The sequence below is a fragment of the Dietzia sp. CQ4 genome (assembly GCF_014145125.1).
Taxonomy (GTDB): Bacteria; Actinomycetota; Actinomycetes; order Mycobacteriales; family Mycobacteriaceae; genus Dietzia; species Dietzia natronolimnaea.
Genome location: NZ_JAALDZ010000041.1, coordinates 1 through 16,501, shown reverse-complemented (window position 1 = coordinate 16,501; position 16,501 = coordinate 1). Strand labels below are relative to the sequence as shown.

Genomic DNA, 16,501 nt, shown 5'->3' with positions numbered 1-16,501 from the left:
GCGACGCCGCCGGACTGGGCGCGCGGGCGAGGGCGGACAATCTGTCGGGCCGGATCCGCCGGCGGCCGCGGGGCACCCTGATCCTGGCCACGCCCGGGGCCCCGTCGACGGTCGAGGAGTTGATCGGGACCCCGGCGACGGTCCTGCTGGTGGACGACGTGGTCACCACGGGGGCCACCGCCGCCGCGTGTGTGGGGGTGCTGGGCGAGGGCGGGCTGCGGGTCGACGGGGTGCTCGGGGTCACCGCCGCGTGAGGTCCGGGGCTGCCCGTGGGTGAGTTCCGGACGACTTGCCGCGACTACGGTCCACTGCCCAGACGACCGGGTATCGTTGGGTTCGGACGGGGTTCACCAGCACTTTCACTGAATTTGTCCGGTGGTCGCCCCGTCCGGAGAGTGTCCACTCAGCCATGTGGGTGTGCCCCTCGACCGGGGTCCCGGGCGGTAACCGGGTCGGTCGCAGAGGCCCGCCGCAGGCCCGATGAGGAGGAGCTTCGATGGCGAAGACCCCCGCAGTCCTGCTCGACCCCGCCACCTTCGACGGTCCGTCGACCGACGACCCCGGTGCCCCTGATGCGCAGGTGACCATCAAGGGCCGGAACGTCGAGGTCCCCGACCACTTCGCGACCCGGATCCACACCAAGCTCGCGAAGATCGAGAAGATCTCGCCCGCGATCACCCGGTTCGACGTGGTCCTTCTGCACGAGAAGAACCCACGCCTGGCCAAGGCCAGCCAGCGGATCGAGATCACCCTCAAGGGCAAGCCGGGTGTCGCCCGCGCCGAGGCGGCGGAGGACACCTTCTACGCCGCCCTGGAGTCGGCGGTCGCCAAGCTCGAGCGGCAGATGCGCAAGGCACGCACCCGCCGGAAGATCAGCCACTCCGGGCACCGTCGACCGCAGTCCGTCGCCGAGGCCACCGCGGAGCTCGCGCCCGAGGCGGCACCGGCGGATGTCATGGACGAGTACGCGGACGGGGTCGACGACCAGCTCCCCGGCCAGATCGTGCGACGCAAGGAGCACGACGGGACCCCGATGTCGGTCGACGAGGCCCTGGAGAAGATGGAACTCGTGGGACACGACTTCTACCTCTTCCGGGACGCCGAGTCCGGCAACGCCACCGTCGTCTACCGGCGGCACGCGTTCGACTACGGACTCATCACGCTGAGTGACGAGGCCTGACGGTCGCAGCCCACACGCCCCGGGGGCGGTCCGGTCCGCATGGACCGGGCCGCCCTCGGCGTGTATCCGCGGCCGACAGCACCTAGGATGAACCGAGGGCCCGCGTGGCCCCCGCGCAGGTAGCCAGATTTCCCGATCAACCCGACCACGAGGACGTTCGAGACTGTGTCCATCCTTTCCAAGCTGCTCCGAGCCGGCGAAGGTCGAAAGCTCAAGCGGTACAGCGCTCTCGCCGAGTACGTGGATACTCTGTCCGACCAGACGGAGAAGCTGAGCGACGACGAGCTCCGCGCCAAGACCGACGAGTTCAAGGCCCGGTTGGCTGAGGGTGAGACGCTGGACGACCTGCTCCCGGAGGCGTTCGCGGTGGCCCGCGAGGCCGCCTACCGGGTCCTCGGGCAGCGGCCGTACAAGGTGCAGATCGTCGGCGCCATCGTCCTGCACACCGGGGCCGTGGCGGAGATGAAGACCGGTGAGGGCAAGACCCTGACCTGTGTCCTGCCCGCCTACCTCAACGCCCTGTCGGGTCAGGGCGTCCACGTGGTCACGGTCAACGACTACCTGGCCAAGCGCGACGCGGAGTGGATGGGCCGCGTCCACCGGTTCCTCGGACTGTCCGTGGGCGCGATCCTCGGCGGCATGACCCCGGCGCAGCGCCGGGAGTCCTACTCCGCCGACATCACCTACGGCACCAACAACGAGTTCGGCTTCGACTACCTGCGCGACAACATGGCGCACGACACCGCGGAACTGGTCCAGCGGGGCCACCACTACGCGATCGTCGACGAGGTCGACTCGATCCTGATCGACGAGGCGCGGACCCCGCTCATCATCTCGGGCCCGGCCGACGGATCGAGCAAGTGGTACGCGGAGTTCGCCCGCATCGCCCCGCTGCTCGAGGAGGGCACGCACTACGAGGTCGACCGCAAGAAGCGGACGATCGGCGTGACCGAGCAGGGCGTCGAGTACGTGGAGGACCAGCTCGGGATCGACAACCTCTACGAGGCGGCCAACTCACCGCTGGTGAGCTACCTGAACAACTCCATCAAGGCCAAGGAGCTGTTCACCAAGGACAAGGACTACATCGTCCGCGACGGCGACGTGATCATCGTCGACGAGTTCACGGGGCGCGTGCTCGACGGACGCCGCTACAACGAGGGCATGCACCAGGCCATCGAGGCCAAGGAGCGGGTGGAGATCAAGGCCGAGAACCAGACCCTGGCCACCATCACGCTGCAGAACTACTTCCGTCTCTACGAGAAGCTGGCCGGGATGACCGGTACGGCCGAGACCGAGGCCGCCGAGCTCTACTCGATCTACAAGCTCGAGGTCATGCCGATCCCGACCAACCGGCCGATGGCGCGCGAGGACCAGGCCGACCTGATCTACAAGACCGAGGAGTCGAAGTTCACCGCGGTCGTGGAGGACATCGCCGAGCGCGTGGAGAAGAAGCAGCCGGTCCTCGTGGGCACCGCGTCCGTCGAGCGCAGTGAGCACCTGTCCAAGCTGCTCACCCGCAAGGGCATCAAGCACCACGTGCTCAACGCCAAGTTCCACGCTTCGGAAGCCCAGATCATCGCGCAGGCCGGTCGACCGGGCGCGGTCACGGTGGCGACCAACATGGCCGGCCGTGGCACCGACATCGTGCTCGGCGGCAACCCGGACATCATCGCCGACCTCAACCTCCGCGAGCGCGGGCTCAATCCCGTGGACACCCCGGAGGAGTACGAGGAGGCGTGGGACGCCGAGATCGAGCGCATGCGCAAGCTCAGCAAGCAGGAGGCCGAGCGCGTTCGCGACGCCGGCGGTCTCTACGTGCTGGGGACCGAGCGCCACGACTCGCGGCGCATCGACAACCAGCTGCGTGGGCGTTCGGGACGCCAGGGCGACCCGGGCGAGTCCCGGTTCTACCTCTCCCTGGGTGACGAGCTCATGCGCCGTTTCAACGGTGCGGCCGTCGAGGCGATCATGAACCGGTTGAGCCTGCCCGACGACGTGCCGATCGAGGCCGGGATGGTCTCGCGAGCCGTGAAGAACGCCCAGACCCAGGTCGAGTCGCAGAACTTCGAGATCCGCAAGGACGTCCTCAAGTACGACGAGGTGATGAACCAGCAGCGCACCGTGATCTACGGCGAGCGCAAGCGGATCCTCGAGGGCGAGGACATCACCGACCAGGTCGAGTCGATGATCTATCAGGTGGTCAGCGCCTACGTCGACGGTGCCGCCGCCGAGGGCTATGTCGAGGACTGGGACCTCGACAAGCTGTGGGACGCCCTGGGGCAGCTGTACCCGGTCTCGATCACCGCGCAGTCGATCATCGACGGCGACGAGTACGGGGCGGCGGGTGACCTGTCGGCCAAGAACCTCAAGGACGCGATCCTCGACGACGTCTTCGCCCGGTACGACGAGCGTGAGTCCGAGATCGAGGGCATCGGCGGCGAGGGTGCCATGCGCCAGCTGGAGCGCTCGATCATGCTCCAGGTCCTGGACCGCAAGTGGCGCGAGCACCTCTACGAGATGGACTACCTCAAGGAGGGCATCGGGCTGCGGGCCATGGCCCAGCGCGACCCCCTGGTCGAGTACCAGCGTGAGGGCTACGACATGTTCGCGGCCATGATGGACGGGGTGCGCGAGGAGACCGTCGCGTTCCTGTTCAACGTCAAGGTCGAGGCCAGCCCCCAGCAGAAGACGCTGGCCGCCCCCTCCGCGGCGCAGGCGGCGTCACTCGCGGGCGCCAACCCGATCCTGCAGGCCGCGGGCACCGGTCGCGACGTCACCGATGACCAGATGCAGTTCTCGGGCCCCTCGGAGACGGGGGAGGCCCAGCTCGTCGACGAGGGCGTCCCGGCGAACCGCGCCGAGCGCCGCTCCCAGGAACGTCAGGACCGGCTCGAACGTCGCGAGCGGGCCGCCAAGGCCGCGTCCCGGGGGCGCAAGAGCTGAACGAGGCTAGACCAACCGGAGGGCCGTGCAGGTCGCCCCGGTATCGGTGACCCTGATGCGGGCCGCGACGGCGAACAGTCGCGGCCCGCGGGCGTACGTGGCGCACGCCTCGTAGTCGGCGCTGCCACCGTCCCCGGATCCGCGGGAGTCCCCGCCGCCGGGGGCCCCGGGATCGGCGGCGTGGATGTGGAGGCGGTGGACCCGAGCGGGACCGAGGTGCCGGCCCGGGACCCCTCCGCGGGCCAGGGTCCTGAGCATCTCGACGAGGTGGGGTGGGAACGCGCCCCGGGTGTGGTGTGGGGCCCGCTTCCGGTCGACGACCTCGAGGGCCATGATCACCAGGGCGTGGGCCGCCCGCCTCGCCGGGACCGGTACCGCGTGCTCGGGGTCCGGCACGGGCACCGGGACCGCCACCGGATCCGCGACCGGTGGGCTCATCCGGTCGTGCCGTCGGGCAGCGGAGACGGGTTCCGTCGAGGGGAGCGGTCTGACCCTGCACTCGTCGAACGAGGCGTCCCGACAGGGCGTGGATCGTCCCGTCGACGGCGGTGACACGGGTGTCGGGGCCATGTGTTCTCCTGCTCCCTCCGGCGAGGACCGGGCCGGTCTCGCGTTCTTCTATGTCGTTTGACGCACGGGGACGGGCGGTCGGTTCCGGCTCCGCTCCTGCACCGTCGACGGGCGTTGCCTAGGCTGTCCCCATGCGAGGACTGATTGTCGACTACTTCGGGGTGCTGGACGGCACGGATGAGGACCGCGAGAGCTGGCGGGAGATCCTTCTCGGTGCGCGTGCCAACGACGTGCGCCTGGCGGTCCTCAGCAACGAGCCCGAGGGGCCGGGGGCCGATCGGGTGCGTGAGGACGCCCGCGCCTACGGCATCGATCACGTGGTGCTCAGCGGCCGGACCGGCGTCGAGAAGCCCGATCCCGAGGCGTTCCTCGAGGCGGCGCGACGGCTCGAGCTGGAGCCCCGCGAGTGCGTCATGGTCGACGACGCCATCGAGAACGTCCTGGGCGCCGTCCAGACCGGCATGATCGGCGTGTTCTACCAGGTGTTCGACCGTGCGGCCGTGGAGATCCGGGGACTGCTCGGGCTGGACGAGGCGGTCTGACCCGTGGCGACCAGGCTGGCGACGGCGGACGCGGATCTGCTCCTCGGGGACGCCACCCGATCGCGGAGTCGGCACTCGTGTTCCCTCGCGCTCGTCTCCCGGGACGATCCGTGGGACATCGACCGCGTCATGGAGTTCGTCGACGCCAGACTCGCCGACGCCCCCAGGTTCCGCCAGCGCATCCGGTACGTCCCGTTCGGGCTCGCGCGGGCGGTCTGGGTCGACGATCCGGACTTCGACCTGAGCTTCCACGTCCGCAGGTCCGCACTGCCGGCTCCCGGGGGCGTGCGCCAGCTCGCCGATCTGGTGGCCAGGCTGGTCGACCGCCCGCTCGAGCCCGGCCGACCGCTGTGGGAGCTCTACCTCATCGAGGGACTCGCCGACGGGCGGCTGGCTGTTCTCACCAAGACCCATCACGTCCTCCTGGGCGGCCCCAACGCCGTGGACCTCGCTCAGGTGCTCATGACCGACGAGAGGGCGTCCGCGGACGTGGACGAGGTGGCCACCTGGACCCCCGTGCCCTCGCCGGGCGACGGCGTGCTCGTCCTGGACGCGCTCATCACCATCGCCACGGACCCGTTGGAGTTGGTCCGGCGCTCGGCACGACTGGTCAACGCGGTGGAGAGGGCGAGCCGTGGTCTGGTCGGGGCCGCGAGTCTGACGGTCCTGCGACCGCCCGGGGGGCTGGCGGAGATGTTCCGGACCTCCCGCCCGCGCGGCAGCCGCGTGGGGCTGGCCTCGTTCCCGCTGGACCAGGCGCGGACGATCGCCAGGGAGCACGGGTGCAAGGTCAACGACGTGGTCCTGGCCGTCCTGTGCGGGGCGCTGCGCTCGTGGATCCTGTCCTGCGGCCACCCGCTCTCGACGGCCGACACGCTCCGGGCGATCGTGCCGATGGCGGTCTCCTCGGAGACCGGACCGGTCGAGGGGTCGGAGGTCTCGGCCGAGGCGACCTCCGCCGAGATCGCCTCGGCCCTCATCGGCATGCCGGTGGGGGAGCCCAATCCCCGGATGCGGCTCGCGCAGATCTCGAGGGAGACGGCCACACAGCGCCACCCGAGGCAGGCCGTCGGCGCCAAGTCGCTGGCCCGCCTCTCCGGATTCGCCCCGCCCACCCTGCACGCGCTGGGCTCCCGGGCGGCGATCATGTTGCCGTCGGACAGTTACGACCTGGTCGTCACCAACGCACCGGGACCGCAGCACAAGATGTTCTGGGGCGACGGCGAGCTCGCCGAGGTCTACCCCGTCCCCGCGCTGCTCGACGGTCAGGCGTTGGCCGTGTCGATGAGCAGCTACTCGGGGATCGTCTACTGCGGATTCACGGCGGATCGCCAGGCGGTTCCGGACGTGGAGGAGATCGGCGAGCTCATCTCGTCGGCACTCGACGAGCTCACCGGGACCGCCCGCTGACCGGTACCCGCCGACCGGTACCGCCCGCCGACCGGCCCCGCCCACCCGAGGAAGGCACCACCATGCGCCTGTTCATCCCTGCCACGCTCGCGATGCTGGAGACCCTGCTCGACGGCGGGGAGATGCCCGTACGCAGCGCGACCGCGTTCGCCGCGACCCCCGCGCTCGTCGAGTCGTACGCTCAGGGGGACACCGAGGAGATCGAGCACGTCGCGTTCCTCGAGGCCGCCCGCGCCTCGCTCCGGTTGCTCGGCGGTGAGATCGACTCCGGCGCGGTGCACGAGGCGCACCCGTACCGCCGCGTGGTGGTGAGTGTGGACGTCCCCGACGCCGACGCCCGGCCCCGGCCCGATCTGGACACCGCGGTCGTCCGCCTGACGAGGGGGACCGTGGCGATGGACGAGGTCGCGGCCGTCCACGTGGACCTCGCGGGCGCGGCCGGCCCCGTCGAGGCCGCGGTCGCGGCCGTGGATCGCGCCGACCTGGGGGACGAGGACGCCGAACTCACCGTGGGGGACGCTCTCGACCTCGATCTCGCCTGGTACGACGCGGCGGAGCTGCCGTTCCTGCTCAATCTGCTCTGAGAACCCCGGAGGGCCGTCCCGGTTACCGGGATCACGCCCGTGCGGTGTCCGCCAGGCGCTAACCTTCGCTACCGTAGGTTCTCATCTCCGGCACCGTCGGCCCGGTCCTCGGGCCGCGCGGTTCCCGGCCCCAAGGAGGCACCAGTGACCGAGTCGACCAGTGGACTCAACCGTGTACTGCGGGCAGCGGCCGCGAGGGTTCCCGAACCGCGGGCCGCGCATCGCTTCCTCAACCGCCTCACCCACCCGCTGCGGATGGACGACTACTCCTCGCTCATCTACCCGTTGTGGTCCTCCCGGGAGCTGCGTGGAGAGGTGGTCACGGTGCGCCGCGAGGCGGAGGACACCGTCACCCTCGTCATCAAGCCCGGGTGGGGCGCGACCCCGCACTACCAGCCGGGACAGTACCTGGGAATCGGCGTCCTCCTCGACGGCCGCTGGACCTGGCGCTCCTACTCCCTGACCTCGGCGCCCACCACGGGTCGTGGCGAGTACTCGGTCACCGTCAAGGCCCTGCCCGAGGGGTTGCTCAGCAACCACATCGTCGGCACCGTCGAGCCCGGCACCATCGTCCGCCTCGCCGCTCCGGCGGGGGACTTCCACCTGCCCACGCCGACGCCGCCCAAGCTGATGTTCGTCACGGCCGGATCCGGCATCACGCCGGTCATGGGCATGCTCCGCTCGTTGGACCGCCGCTCGGTCACCGAGCCGTTCCCCGACGTCGTCCACGTGCACTCGGTGCGCGAGAGGGAGGACGCCCTGTTCCTGGAGGAGTTGCGCGCCCTCGAGAAGACCCAGCCCGGGTACGTCCTGCACCTGCGGGTCACCAGCGAGGAGGGCCGCATCGACTCCCGCCAGATGTCCGCCCTCGTCCCCGACTGGTCGGAGCGGCCGACCTGGGCGTGCGGCCCCAACGCGATGCTCGACGAGCTCGACGAGCACTTCGACGCCACCGGCCGCGACGATCTCCACGTGGAGCGCTTCACTGTCAACCGGGACGCCGGGGCCTCGGGCGGGACCGTCACGTTCGGTTCGACCGGCAAGACGGTGGAGCTCGACGGTGCCACCACCATCCTCGAGGGCGGCGAGCAGGTGGGCGTGCAGATGCCGTTCGGCTGCCGGATGGGCATCTGCCAGACCTGCGTCGTGGGACTCGACGAGGGGCATGTCCGCGACCTGCGCAACGGCACCGACCACGGCCCCGGCGAGCGGATCCAGACGTGCATCTCGGTGGCGTTGGGGGACGTCGAGCTCAAGCTCTGACCGCGGCGGGGCGTCAGTCCTGATCGGTCCCCAGCGCCCACGCGTCGTTGGACTGCAGGACGCCGAGGAGCTCGCGGACGGCCAGGGCGCGCCGGTGCACGGCGGGGTCGGCTATGGCGTCGAACCTGCACTCCGGGTCCGCGGGCGGGCCCTGGTGGGTACAGCCCCGGGGGCAGTCCTGCACGATCGCGTCCAGGTCGGAGAACGACGCCACCACGTCGTCGGGCGAGACGTGCGCGAGGCCGAAACTGCGGATCCCCGGGGTGTCCACCACCCAGCCCCCGGTACCCAGTTCGAGGGCGACCGACTGGGTCGAGGTGTGTCGGCCCTTGCCGACTCCGGAGACCACGCCGGTCGCCCGGTGGGCGTCGGGGATCAAGCGGTTGACGAGCGTGGACTTGCCGACGCCCGAGTGGCCGATCATGGCGGAGATCCGACCGTCGATCCGTTCGTGCAGTGCGGTGAGGTCGTCGTCGATCCCCGTCCGGAGCACGGGGACGTCGAGTGCCTCGAACTCGGCGGCGAAGACCGACGGGTCGTCGAGATCCCCCTTGGTCAGGCAGAGGACCGGATCGAGACCGCCGGTATAGGCCGCCACGAGCGCGCGGGCGACGAAGCCGGCGCGTGGCGGGGGGTCCGCGACCGCGACCACGATCAGCAGCAGTTCGGCGTTCGCCACCACCACCCGCTCGTAGGGGTCGGAGTCGTCGGCGGTCCGGCGCAGGACCGTGCTCCGCTCCTCGACCCGGACGATCCTCGACAGGGTGTCCCGGGTGCCGGTGAGGTCTCCCACCACGCCGACGTGGTCGCCCACGACGATCGGCGTGCGGCCCAGCTCCCGGGCCCGCATGGTGACGATCCGGGTCCCGGCCACGTGGTCCGGGCCGTCGTCCAGCAGCACACATCCCCAGCGTCCGCGGTCGACGCTCACGACCATCGCGGACGCGGCGTCGGAGTGGCTGGGCCTGCGCTTGGTGCGGGGTCTGGACCCCTTGCCCGGCCGGATCCGGATGTCGGACTCGTCCCAGCCGCGCGCCCCGCTCCCGCCCCGCCTGGTGGCCATGGCCCTACATCGCCCGCCCGGCGAGCATGGCGGTCCACATCGAGGTGAAGCCCGGCATGGTCTTGGCGGTGGAGTCGATGTCGTCCACCTCGACCCCCGGCACCACGAGACCGATGATCGCGCCGGCGGTCGCCATGCGGTGATCGGCGTAGGCGCGCCACGGGGCACCGCGCAGGGGGCCCGGGACGATCTCGAGGCCGTCGTCGAGCTCCGTGACACCGCACCCCACCGCACCGAGTTCGGCGGCGAGGGCGGCGAGGCGATCGGTCTCGTGCCCGCGCAGGTGCGCGATCCCGGTCAACCGTGACGGGCCGTCGGCGAGCGCGCACAGCGCGGCGATCGTGGGGGTGAGTTCACCGATGGCGGACAGGTCCGCCTCGACGGGGGAGAGGCGGTCGGGCCCGACGACGACGAGGGTTCCGTGCTCGGCCCCGTCGGCGGTCTCCAGGGTGACGGACGCGCCCATGTCCCGGAGGATCCCGCGGATGGCGTCCCCGGGTTGCGTGGTGGAGACCGGCCAGCGGGGGACGCGGACGGACCCGCCGGTGACGGCGGCCGCGGCCAGGAACGGGGTCGCATTGGACAGATCGGGTTCCACCACGCGGTCGACGGCCGAGATCGGCCCCGGTGCCACGTGCCAGGACGACGCGGTGGGGTGCTCGACGGCCACCCCGGATTCCCGCAGCATCGCCAGTGTCATCTCGATGTGCGGGCCGGACGGGACGGCGGAACCGCCCACGTGGATCAGCTCCACCCCCTCGTCGAAGCGGGCGGCGGAGAGCAGGAGGCCGGAGACGAACTGCGACGAGGCGGAGGCGTCCATCTCGACCCGGCCACCCCGCAGGGAGCCCGCCCCGGCGACGGTGAACGGCAGGCTGTCCCCGGTGACGTCGGCTCCCAGGGCACGGAGCGCGTCCAGGACCGTGGCCTGGGGTCGCACCCGCGCGGCCGGGTCGCCGTCGAACGTCGAGGTGCCGGTGGCGAGTGCGGCCAGCGGTGGCACGAAGCGCATGACCGTCCCCGCCAGGCCACACTCCACGTCCGCCCCGTGCAGGCTCCCCGGCGTGACCACCAGGTCGGTGTCGCCCGGCGCGGGCGGCCCCGTGGGGCCCTCGATCCGGGTGCCGAGCGCGGTGAGCGCCCCGATCATCAGGTCGGTGTCCCGGCTGCGCAACGTCCCGCTCAGCCGGGCGGGGGCGTCGGCCAGCGCGGCCAGGACCAGGGCGCGGTTGGTCAGCGACTTGGACCCGGGTACGGGGACGACGGCCTCCACGGGAGTGCCGGCGACGGGTGCGTTCCAATGACTCACCTGGTCATTGTCGCGCATCGACCCCGATCCCGCCCGGTCCGGGTGGGAGGATGGACCGCATGTGTGGACGGTTCTCCCTCTCCTCGGATCCGGCGCGACTCGCCGTGGAGCTCGATGCCGTCGACGAGGCGTCCTCGCCGCCACCGGGGTTGTGGCCCGACCGGGGCCCGGTCTCCCCGAGGTTCAACATCGCGCCCACCACCACCGTCCCCGCCCTCGTCCTGGACGCCCCGCGCGAACGCCTCGACGATCCCGCCGGCCCCCGACGGATCCTGCGTGCCATGCGCTGGGGCCTGGTGCCGTCCTGGGCCAGGGACCCGGGCAGGCTGCCCACCCTGTTCAACGCGCGGGTCGAGACGGCGTTCGAGAAGCCCTCCTTCCGTACCGCCGTCGCGCGGCGCCACTGCGTGGTCCCGATGGACGGCTGGTACGAGTGGGTCCCGGGGGAGCCGGCGACGCCCGGCGGCAGGGCGGGCCCCAAGCAGCCGTTCCACATGAGCCTGCCCGGCGACGAGGGGCTGCTCATGGCGGGGCTGTGGGAGGCCCGGCGTGACCCCGGCGACCAGACCGTCACGCAGTTGTCGTGCACGATCCTCACCACCGAGGCGCTCGGACCGCTGCGCCGCGTCCACGACCGCATGCCGCTCGTGGTCCACCCGTCCGTGGTCTCCGACTGGCTCGACCCCTCCGTGATCGGTGACCCGAGGGCCCTGGTCGACGGCGCGGGCGGCGATCTGGGGCAGTGGGCCGACTCGGTGGAGATCAGGCCGGTCTCACGCGCGGTCTCCAACGTGAGGAACGAGGGCCCGGAACTGGTCCGGCCGGTGGACCCGTCGGCCGGGATGCTCTTCTGACACGGCGTCATCGGGCGGCGATCGACGCCGCCGTGGCTCCCGTGAGGTCGACGAGGTCCGCGGGTGCCAGTTCGATCTCCCACCCCCGCCGGCCGGCGCTGCACAGGATCGTGGGGTGATCCCACGCGGAGCTGTCGACCACGGTCGCCAGCGACCTCTTCTGCCCGAGGGGGGACACTCCGCCGACCACGTACCCGGTGGTCTTCTCCGCGACGTCGACGGGGGCGAGGGAGGCCTTCCCGGAGGACAGCGCGGCGGCCGCCGCCTTGAGGTCGAGCATCGCAGTTACCGGCAGGACCGCGACAGCCAGCGGGATCCGGGTGCCCGCCGGGGGGCGGGCGGTGGCGAGCACCAGGGTCTTGAACACCCTGGCGGCGTCGATCCCGAGTCGCTCGCCCATGACGCGGGCGGCCTCGTCGCCGAACGCGCCGCTTCCCGCGTCGTAGGTGTGCACCTCGTGGTCGACCCCGGCGGACCGGAGTGCGGCGATGGCGGGGGTCGCCGCCGAGTCGGACTTCCCGTGTCCCGTGCGCTTACGGCTCATCCCGCCCAGCCTAGTGACGGCACCGGCCGGAATAGCGTGACCGTGGACGGCGTTGAGGAGAGCAGGTACCCGGGACTGTCCCCGGGATCGGGAGAGGAGGGTGCGATGCGGACCGCGGTCCTCGACGCCCCCGGCGTGCGGATAGACTCCGGGTCATCGACAGGTGAGGAGTACCGGTTGCCGACCGAGTTGCAGCCCGACGAGTCCGACCAACGCGCCGAACAGTTCGAGGAGTTGGCCATGCCGCTCCTCGATCAGTTGTACGGTGCCGCGCTGCGGATGACCCGCAACCCGGCCGATGCGGAGGACCTGGTGCAGGAGGCGTACGCGAAGGCGTACGCGGGTTTCCACTCCTTCAAGCCCGGGACCAACTTCCGGGCCTGGATGCACCGCATCCTCACCAACGCGTACATCAACCACTACCGCAAGCGGCAGCGCCAACCCGCCCAGTATCCGACCGAGGAGATCACGGACTGGCAGCTGGCGGCGGCGGCGGAGCACACCTCCACCGGCCTGCGCTCGGCGGAGGTCGAGGCGATGGAACTGCTGCCGGACGACGAGATCCGGTCCGCGCTCGCCCAGCTCCCCGAGGAGTTCCGGATGGCCGTGTACTACGCGGACGTCCAGGACCTGCCGTACAAGGAGATCGCCGAGATCATGGACACCCCGTTGGGGACCGTGATGTCACGCCTCCACCGAGGACGCAAGCAGCTCCGCGAGCTGCTCCGGGACGTGGCGACCGAGCGTGGCTTCGGTCGTGACAGGACGGAGGGCGCGAAGTGACGAGGGAACACGACCCGCGGCTCGACCAGATCGACTGTGAGGCCGCACGGCGCGACCTGTCCCTGCTGGTGGACCTCGAGTGCGACGACGCCTGTCGTTCGAGGCTCGAGCATCACCTCGCCGGGTGTCCGCCCTGCCGTGAGCTCTTCCTCTCGGAGCGGCGGCTCAAGGCCAAGTTGTCCCGCTCGTGTTGCGAGAAGGCGCCGTCGGGGTTGAGGGAACGACTCATGGTGGAGATCCGACGCACCACGGTCACCACGACCGATTCCGACGGGACGACGGTGGTGCACCGGACCACGACCGTCCACCGGCGGGACCCGCACTGACCTCACCGCCAGACGAGGCGAGGGGCGGACACCGACACGGTGTCCGCCCCTCGCTCGGTTCTGATGGTCCGGACTCAGCTGTTCGGACGCTTGCCGTGGTTGGCGTTCTTCTTGCGGCGATCCCGCCTCTTGCGGCCACGCTTGCCCATGGTCGCCTCCTTTCGTCGGTGTACAAGTCTCCCATGAGAACCCCCGTGTGGTTGCATTGAGGAGTCCGGGGGCCGCCGCGTGAGGAAAGCAGAGGAACATCCGAATGACTGAACAGGTCCGTGCCGAGATGGTCGCGAATGTCATGGAGGTCGTCGCAGCCGTCGGCACCGAGGTCGCCGAGGGTGACACGATCGTGCTCCTCGAGTCCATGAAGATGGAGATCCCGGTGTTGTGCGAGACGGCCGGCACCGTCACCGAGGTGGCCGTCGCCCCCGGCGACGTCATCCAGGCCGGAGACCTCATCGCCGTCATCGGCTGACGATCGACCGTCACGACGAAGGCCGGTTCCCCTCCCACGCGGGAGGGGAACCGGCCTTCGTCGATCTCGTGGGGTCGGGCGTCCGTTCAGGTCGCCGACCGGACCGCGTACCGTGGGATCGCGGTCACCAGAATGCGGTGATCAGGTGGCGGTGATCAGACCGCGGTGCGGGTGCGGGCGCGGCGACGCTTGAGCGCGCGACGCTCGTCCTCGCTCATGCCGCCCCAGACGCCCGCGTCCTGGCCGGACTCGAGGGCCCAGGCCAGGCACTCGGAGGTGACGGGGCAACGGTTACAGACGATCTTCGCCTCGGCGATCTGCGCGAGGGCGGGTCCGGAATTGCCGACGGGGAAGAACAGCTCGGGATCCTCGTCGCGGCAGATGGCCTTGTGGCGCCAGTCCATGGGAACTCCTTACGGTTACGAGACCGTTATCGGGTCAACCGGACACGGGAAGACGCCGCCGACGCGCCGATCTGCGAGGATCGGCACGCGGACGTACGCGCTGTGTCACATCCGGTGATGTGGTGGGGGTGTACCCGTTCCGAGGGCTCGCTCCGTGAGGAGCAGCTCCCGGTTAAGGCAAGGCAAACAATGTGCGTCTGCGCTGTTACGAATGATCGTGCCACGATTCCATGACAAGTCAACCCTCTCCCGCCGCGATGTGGCAAAGGTCACCCCGGTTGTCAAATCGAACCGAAATCGCACGCCAGAGGCTGTAATGGGTTAATCGGAGTCCAGTCCGCAAGGGTGGTGCGGGCCCGGCCGTCACCGCGACATACCCTGTGGAGGTGAACGTGAGCCGACCTGACGACCACCGCCCCCCGCCGGATCGCCTCGATCCCCGCACCGCGATCCCCACGCCCGTGCGCCTGGCCGGGTGGATCTCCTCCGCGCAGGGCCTCATCGGCGTCGGGGTGGCCGTGGCCCTCGCCATCCGGGCGGCCGGAGGCCATCGCGAGGAGACCGTCGTCATCAGTGGCTACGGCACCGCGGTGTGGTTCGCGATCCTCGGGGGCGGCCTTCTCGCGGCCGGTGTGGGCCTGTTGCGGGGTCGACGGTGGGGCCGTGGACTCGTGGTGATCGCGGAGTTGTTGCTGCTGTTCGTGGCCTGGTACGTGGGGGTGGGATCGGACCAGTACCTCGCCGGTCTGATCCTCGCCGTGGTCTGCGCTGTCGCGCTGGTGTCGCTGTTCCGCAGGGACGCGATCGAGTGGTACGCCGTCTGACCCTGCCGGCGCGCACGGCTCCCGTATCCACCCCGGGGGGTCAGGCGACGAGCTTGTACGCGCGGATCTCTCCCGCGTGGCGTTCGTACAGGATGTCGCCGATCTGGGCGAGCCCCGTCACGCCCGGTCCCGGTGCCGCCTGCCCGGCCAGGCGACGGACCTCGCGCCCGGTGTCGTGGTCCAGGAGGGCGAGCCCGTCGGCGACCGGCACCAGCACCCACTCGCCCGCCGCATGGGCCGCGGGGTCGGCGGACCAGCCCCCGGTCAGTCCGGGGCCCGTCGACCCGCCCAGGGTCCACGAGTATCTCCCGGACGGCCCGTCGAAGGCGTGCGTGGAACGCCCGTCGAACCATCTCACCTGAGCGCTGTCGCCCGAGACGGACTCGTACGACGGCGGCACGGCCGGCTCACCCTCCAGAGCGAGCACGGTCGAGTGTTCGGTGGGGGAGGTGAACCACTCGACGGTCCAGTCGGGGCCCTGGTTCCGGAGCGCCAGGACCCCCTGCTCGGTCACCTCGATGATCCACAGACCGTCGGCACCGGTCGGGTCCGAGGCGATCTCCTCGGGGGCGCGATTGTCCTCGGGGACGGTCTTCGAGATCGTCAACCTGACGGAGTCCTCCCCGGGGCAGCGCTCCGTCACGGCGAAGCGCTCGTCGGTGAGATCCGCGGTCACGAGGGTGCACCCGGTGCGGGGTTGCATCCCGGCCTCCTGCGGAGCCTCCACGGCCCCGTACTCGACCGTCCGGACCAGGTCGTCGCGCCAGATCTCGAGGCGGTCCGGGCTGAACGCCAGGACGTGCTTCCACGAGCCGGTGAGTTCCATCGAGTCCGGATACGCACTCTGTCTGGTGCTTGCGTACTCCTGCCGGGTCGGGTCGAGGGACGTCACGTCACTGCACCCGGAGGCGCCGTCGAACGCGGCGACGAGTCGATCGGCGTAGAACGCTCCGGCACAGAACCGACCCGCGTGCGTGTAGGACCAGCTCTCCTCCCCGGAACCCGCGTCCCGGCCGACCAGCACCCCGTCCGGGGAGACGGTGACGAGGTTGCCCTTGGTGGTGAGCGGCGGGCCGGTCCCGGCGGAGCCGTGCGTCCAGAGCGGTTGGAGCGACGTGGGGGGATCGGTGGCCGGTCCGTACTCGGGCTGCTCCGCGTCCGCGGCACGCAGCTCCGACCCGGTCGCGCTCCCGGACAGCAGCACGGCGACCGCCGCCAGCACCATGACGACGGCGATCACCGCGGCGGTGACCAGATCTCGTCGCGTCCGGCGTTCGGGGGGGACGTCGACGAACGGCAGACGGCGTCCGGACCCGCTCCTGAGTGTGCGCACGTGCCTTCCAGGGGGTGGGGGTCGGGTCAGTCCCGACCGGTGGAGTCGGACGACGACGAGGGGCGCCGCCGCCGACGCCGACGCCGCGGGGCGCCGTCGG

Annotated in this window: 17 protein-coding genes and 1 pseudogene; 12 read left to right on the top strand and 6 right to left on the bottom strand. The window is 70.9% G+C overall.

Annotated elements, in window-relative coordinates; genetic code table 11:
* From G6031_RS03140 to secA, 3 genes and pseudogenes are all read left to right on the top strand, one after another.
* A pseudogene (locus G6031_RS03140) lies at positions 1-254 on the top strand (hypothetical protein); the annotation flags it as partial.
* 242 nt (positions 255-496) lie between these two features.
* Complete coding sequence (gene raiA, locus G6031_RS03135; RefSeq protein ID WP_179524782.1) at positions 497-1,180, top strand: ribosome-associated translation inhibitor RaiA; 684 nt, start codon at positions 497-499, stop codon at positions 1,178-1,180.
* 165 nt (positions 1,181-1,345) lie between these two features.
* On the top strand, positions 1,346-4,123 hold the full coding sequence (gene secA, locus G6031_RS03130) for a preprotein translocase subunit SecA (RefSeq protein WP_182652410.1): 2,778 nt from the start codon (positions 1,346-1,348) through the stop codon (positions 4,121-4,123).
* Between the two features lie 6 nt (positions 4,124-4,129).
* Here the strand turns inward: secA and G6031_RS03125 are convergent, their stop codons facing one another.
* Positions 4,130-4,561, bottom strand: a complete 432-nt coding sequence (locus G6031_RS03125; RefSeq protein ID WP_182652409.1) for an Rv3235 family protein — start codon at positions 4,559-4,561, stop codon at positions 4,130-4,132.
* Positions 4,562-4,824: 263 nt separating this feature from the next.
* Here G6031_RS03125 and G6031_RS03120 point away from each other — a divergent pair, with 263 nt between their 5' ends.
* The 4 genes from G6031_RS03120 (at position 4,825) to G6031_RS03105 (ending at position 8,492) form a co-directional block, all read left to right on the top strand.
* Entirely contained in the window at positions 4,825-5,235 is a 411-nt protein-coding gene (locus tag G6031_RS03120) for an HAD-IA family hydrolase (RefSeq protein WP_179524785.1), read from the top strand.
* A gap of 3 nt (positions 5,236-5,238) precedes the next feature.
* A complete protein-coding gene (locus G6031_RS03115) occupies positions 5,239-6,645 on the top strand; it encodes a wax ester/triacylglycerol synthase family O-acyltransferase (protein ID WP_179524786.1) in 1,407 nt (468 codons plus the stop codon).
* Positions 6,646-6,707: 62 nt separating this feature from the next.
* Entirely contained in the window at positions 6,708-7,229 is a 522-nt protein-coding gene (locus G6031_RS03110) for a hypothetical protein (protein ID WP_179524787.1), read from the top strand.
* Between the two features lie 144 nt (positions 7,230-7,373).
* A complete protein-coding gene (locus G6031_RS03105) occupies positions 7,374-8,492 on the top strand; it encodes a ferredoxin reductase (RefSeq protein ID WP_179524788.1) in 1,119 nt (372 codons plus the stop codon).
* 13 nt (positions 8,493-8,505) lie between these two features.
* Here the strand turns inward: G6031_RS03105 and rsgA are convergent, their stop codons facing one another.
* A complete protein-coding gene (gene rsgA / locus G6031_RS03100) occupies positions 8,506-9,555 on the bottom strand; it encodes a ribosome small subunit-dependent GTPase A (RefSeq protein WP_179524789.1) in 1,050 nt (349 codons plus the stop codon).
* Positions 9,556-9,559: 4 nt separating this feature from the next.
* Entirely contained in the window at positions 9,560-10,882 is a 1,323-nt protein-coding gene (gene aroA, locus G6031_RS03095; protein ID WP_182652408.1) for a 3-phosphoshikimate 1-carboxyvinyltransferase, read from the bottom strand.
* A 32-nt stretch (positions 10,883-10,914) separates the two neighbouring features.
* Here aroA and G6031_RS03090 point away from each other — a divergent pair, with 32 nt between their 5' ends.
* Complete coding sequence (locus G6031_RS03090; RefSeq protein WP_347237833.1) at positions 10,915-11,718, top strand: SOS response-associated peptidase; 804 nt, start codon at positions 10,915-10,917, stop codon at positions 11,716-11,718.
* Positions 11,719-11,725: 7 nt separating this feature from the next.
* Here G6031_RS03090 and G6031_RS03085 read toward each other — a convergent pair whose 3' ends face one another.
* Complete coding sequence (locus G6031_RS03085) at positions 11,726-12,262, bottom strand: YbaK/EbsC family protein (RefSeq protein WP_182652407.1); 537 nt, start codon at positions 12,260-12,262, stop codon at positions 11,726-11,728.
* A gap of 105 nt (positions 12,263-12,367) precedes the next feature.
* On the opposite strand from G6031_RS03085, the gene G6031_RS03080 reads away from it, so the two are divergent.
* The 3 genes from G6031_RS03080 to G6031_RS03070 all read left to right on the top strand — a co-directional run bounded on the left by G6031_RS03080 (position 12,368) and on the right by G6031_RS03070 (position 13,840).
* Positions 12,368-13,045 carry a sigma-70 family RNA polymerase sigma factor gene (locus tag G6031_RS03080; RefSeq protein ID WP_179524792.1) on the top strand — a complete coding sequence of 226 codons (678 nt, stop codon included), beginning with the start codon at positions 12,368-12,370 and terminating at the stop codon, positions 13,043-13,045.
* Positions 13,042-13,371 carry a zf-HC2 domain-containing protein gene (locus G6031_RS03075; protein WP_179524793.1) on the top strand — a complete coding sequence of 110 codons (330 nt, stop codon included), beginning with the start codon at positions 13,042-13,044 and terminating at the stop codon, positions 13,369-13,371. The genes G6031_RS03080 and G6031_RS03075 overlap by 4 nt, the downstream gene beginning before the upstream one ends.
* 253 nt (positions 13,372-13,624) lie before the next feature.
* Positions 13,625-13,840 (top strand): biotin/lipoyl-binding carrier protein, encoded by a 216-nt coding sequence (locus G6031_RS03070; RefSeq protein ID WP_017836613.1) that lies wholly within the window; start codon positions 13,625-13,627, stop codon positions 13,838-13,840.
* A gap of 155 nt (positions 13,841-13,995) precedes the next feature.
* Here G6031_RS03070 and G6031_RS03065 read toward each other — a convergent pair whose 3' ends face one another.
* Complete coding sequence (locus G6031_RS03065) at positions 13,996-14,244, bottom strand: WhiB family transcriptional regulator (protein WP_179524794.1); 249 nt, start codon at positions 14,242-14,244, stop codon at positions 13,996-13,998.
* Positions 14,245-14,636: 392 nt separating this feature from the next.
* On the opposite strand from G6031_RS03065, the gene G6031_RS03060 reads away from it, so the two are divergent.
* Complete coding sequence (locus tag G6031_RS03060; RefSeq protein ID WP_338404193.1) at positions 14,637-15,068, top strand: hypothetical protein; 432 nt, start codon at positions 14,637-14,639, stop codon at positions 15,066-15,068.
* Positions 15,069-15,108: 40 nt separating this feature from the next.
* Here the strand turns inward: G6031_RS03060 and G6031_RS03055 are convergent, their stop codons facing one another.
* The gene (locus tag G6031_RS03055; protein ID WP_182652406.1) at positions 15,109-16,401 is read right to left on the bottom strand and encodes a hypothetical protein; all 1,293 of its coding nucleotides are present in this window, start codon (positions 16,399-16,401) and stop codon (positions 15,109-15,111) included.
* Between the last annotated feature and the right edge of the window lie 100 nt (positions 16,402-16,501).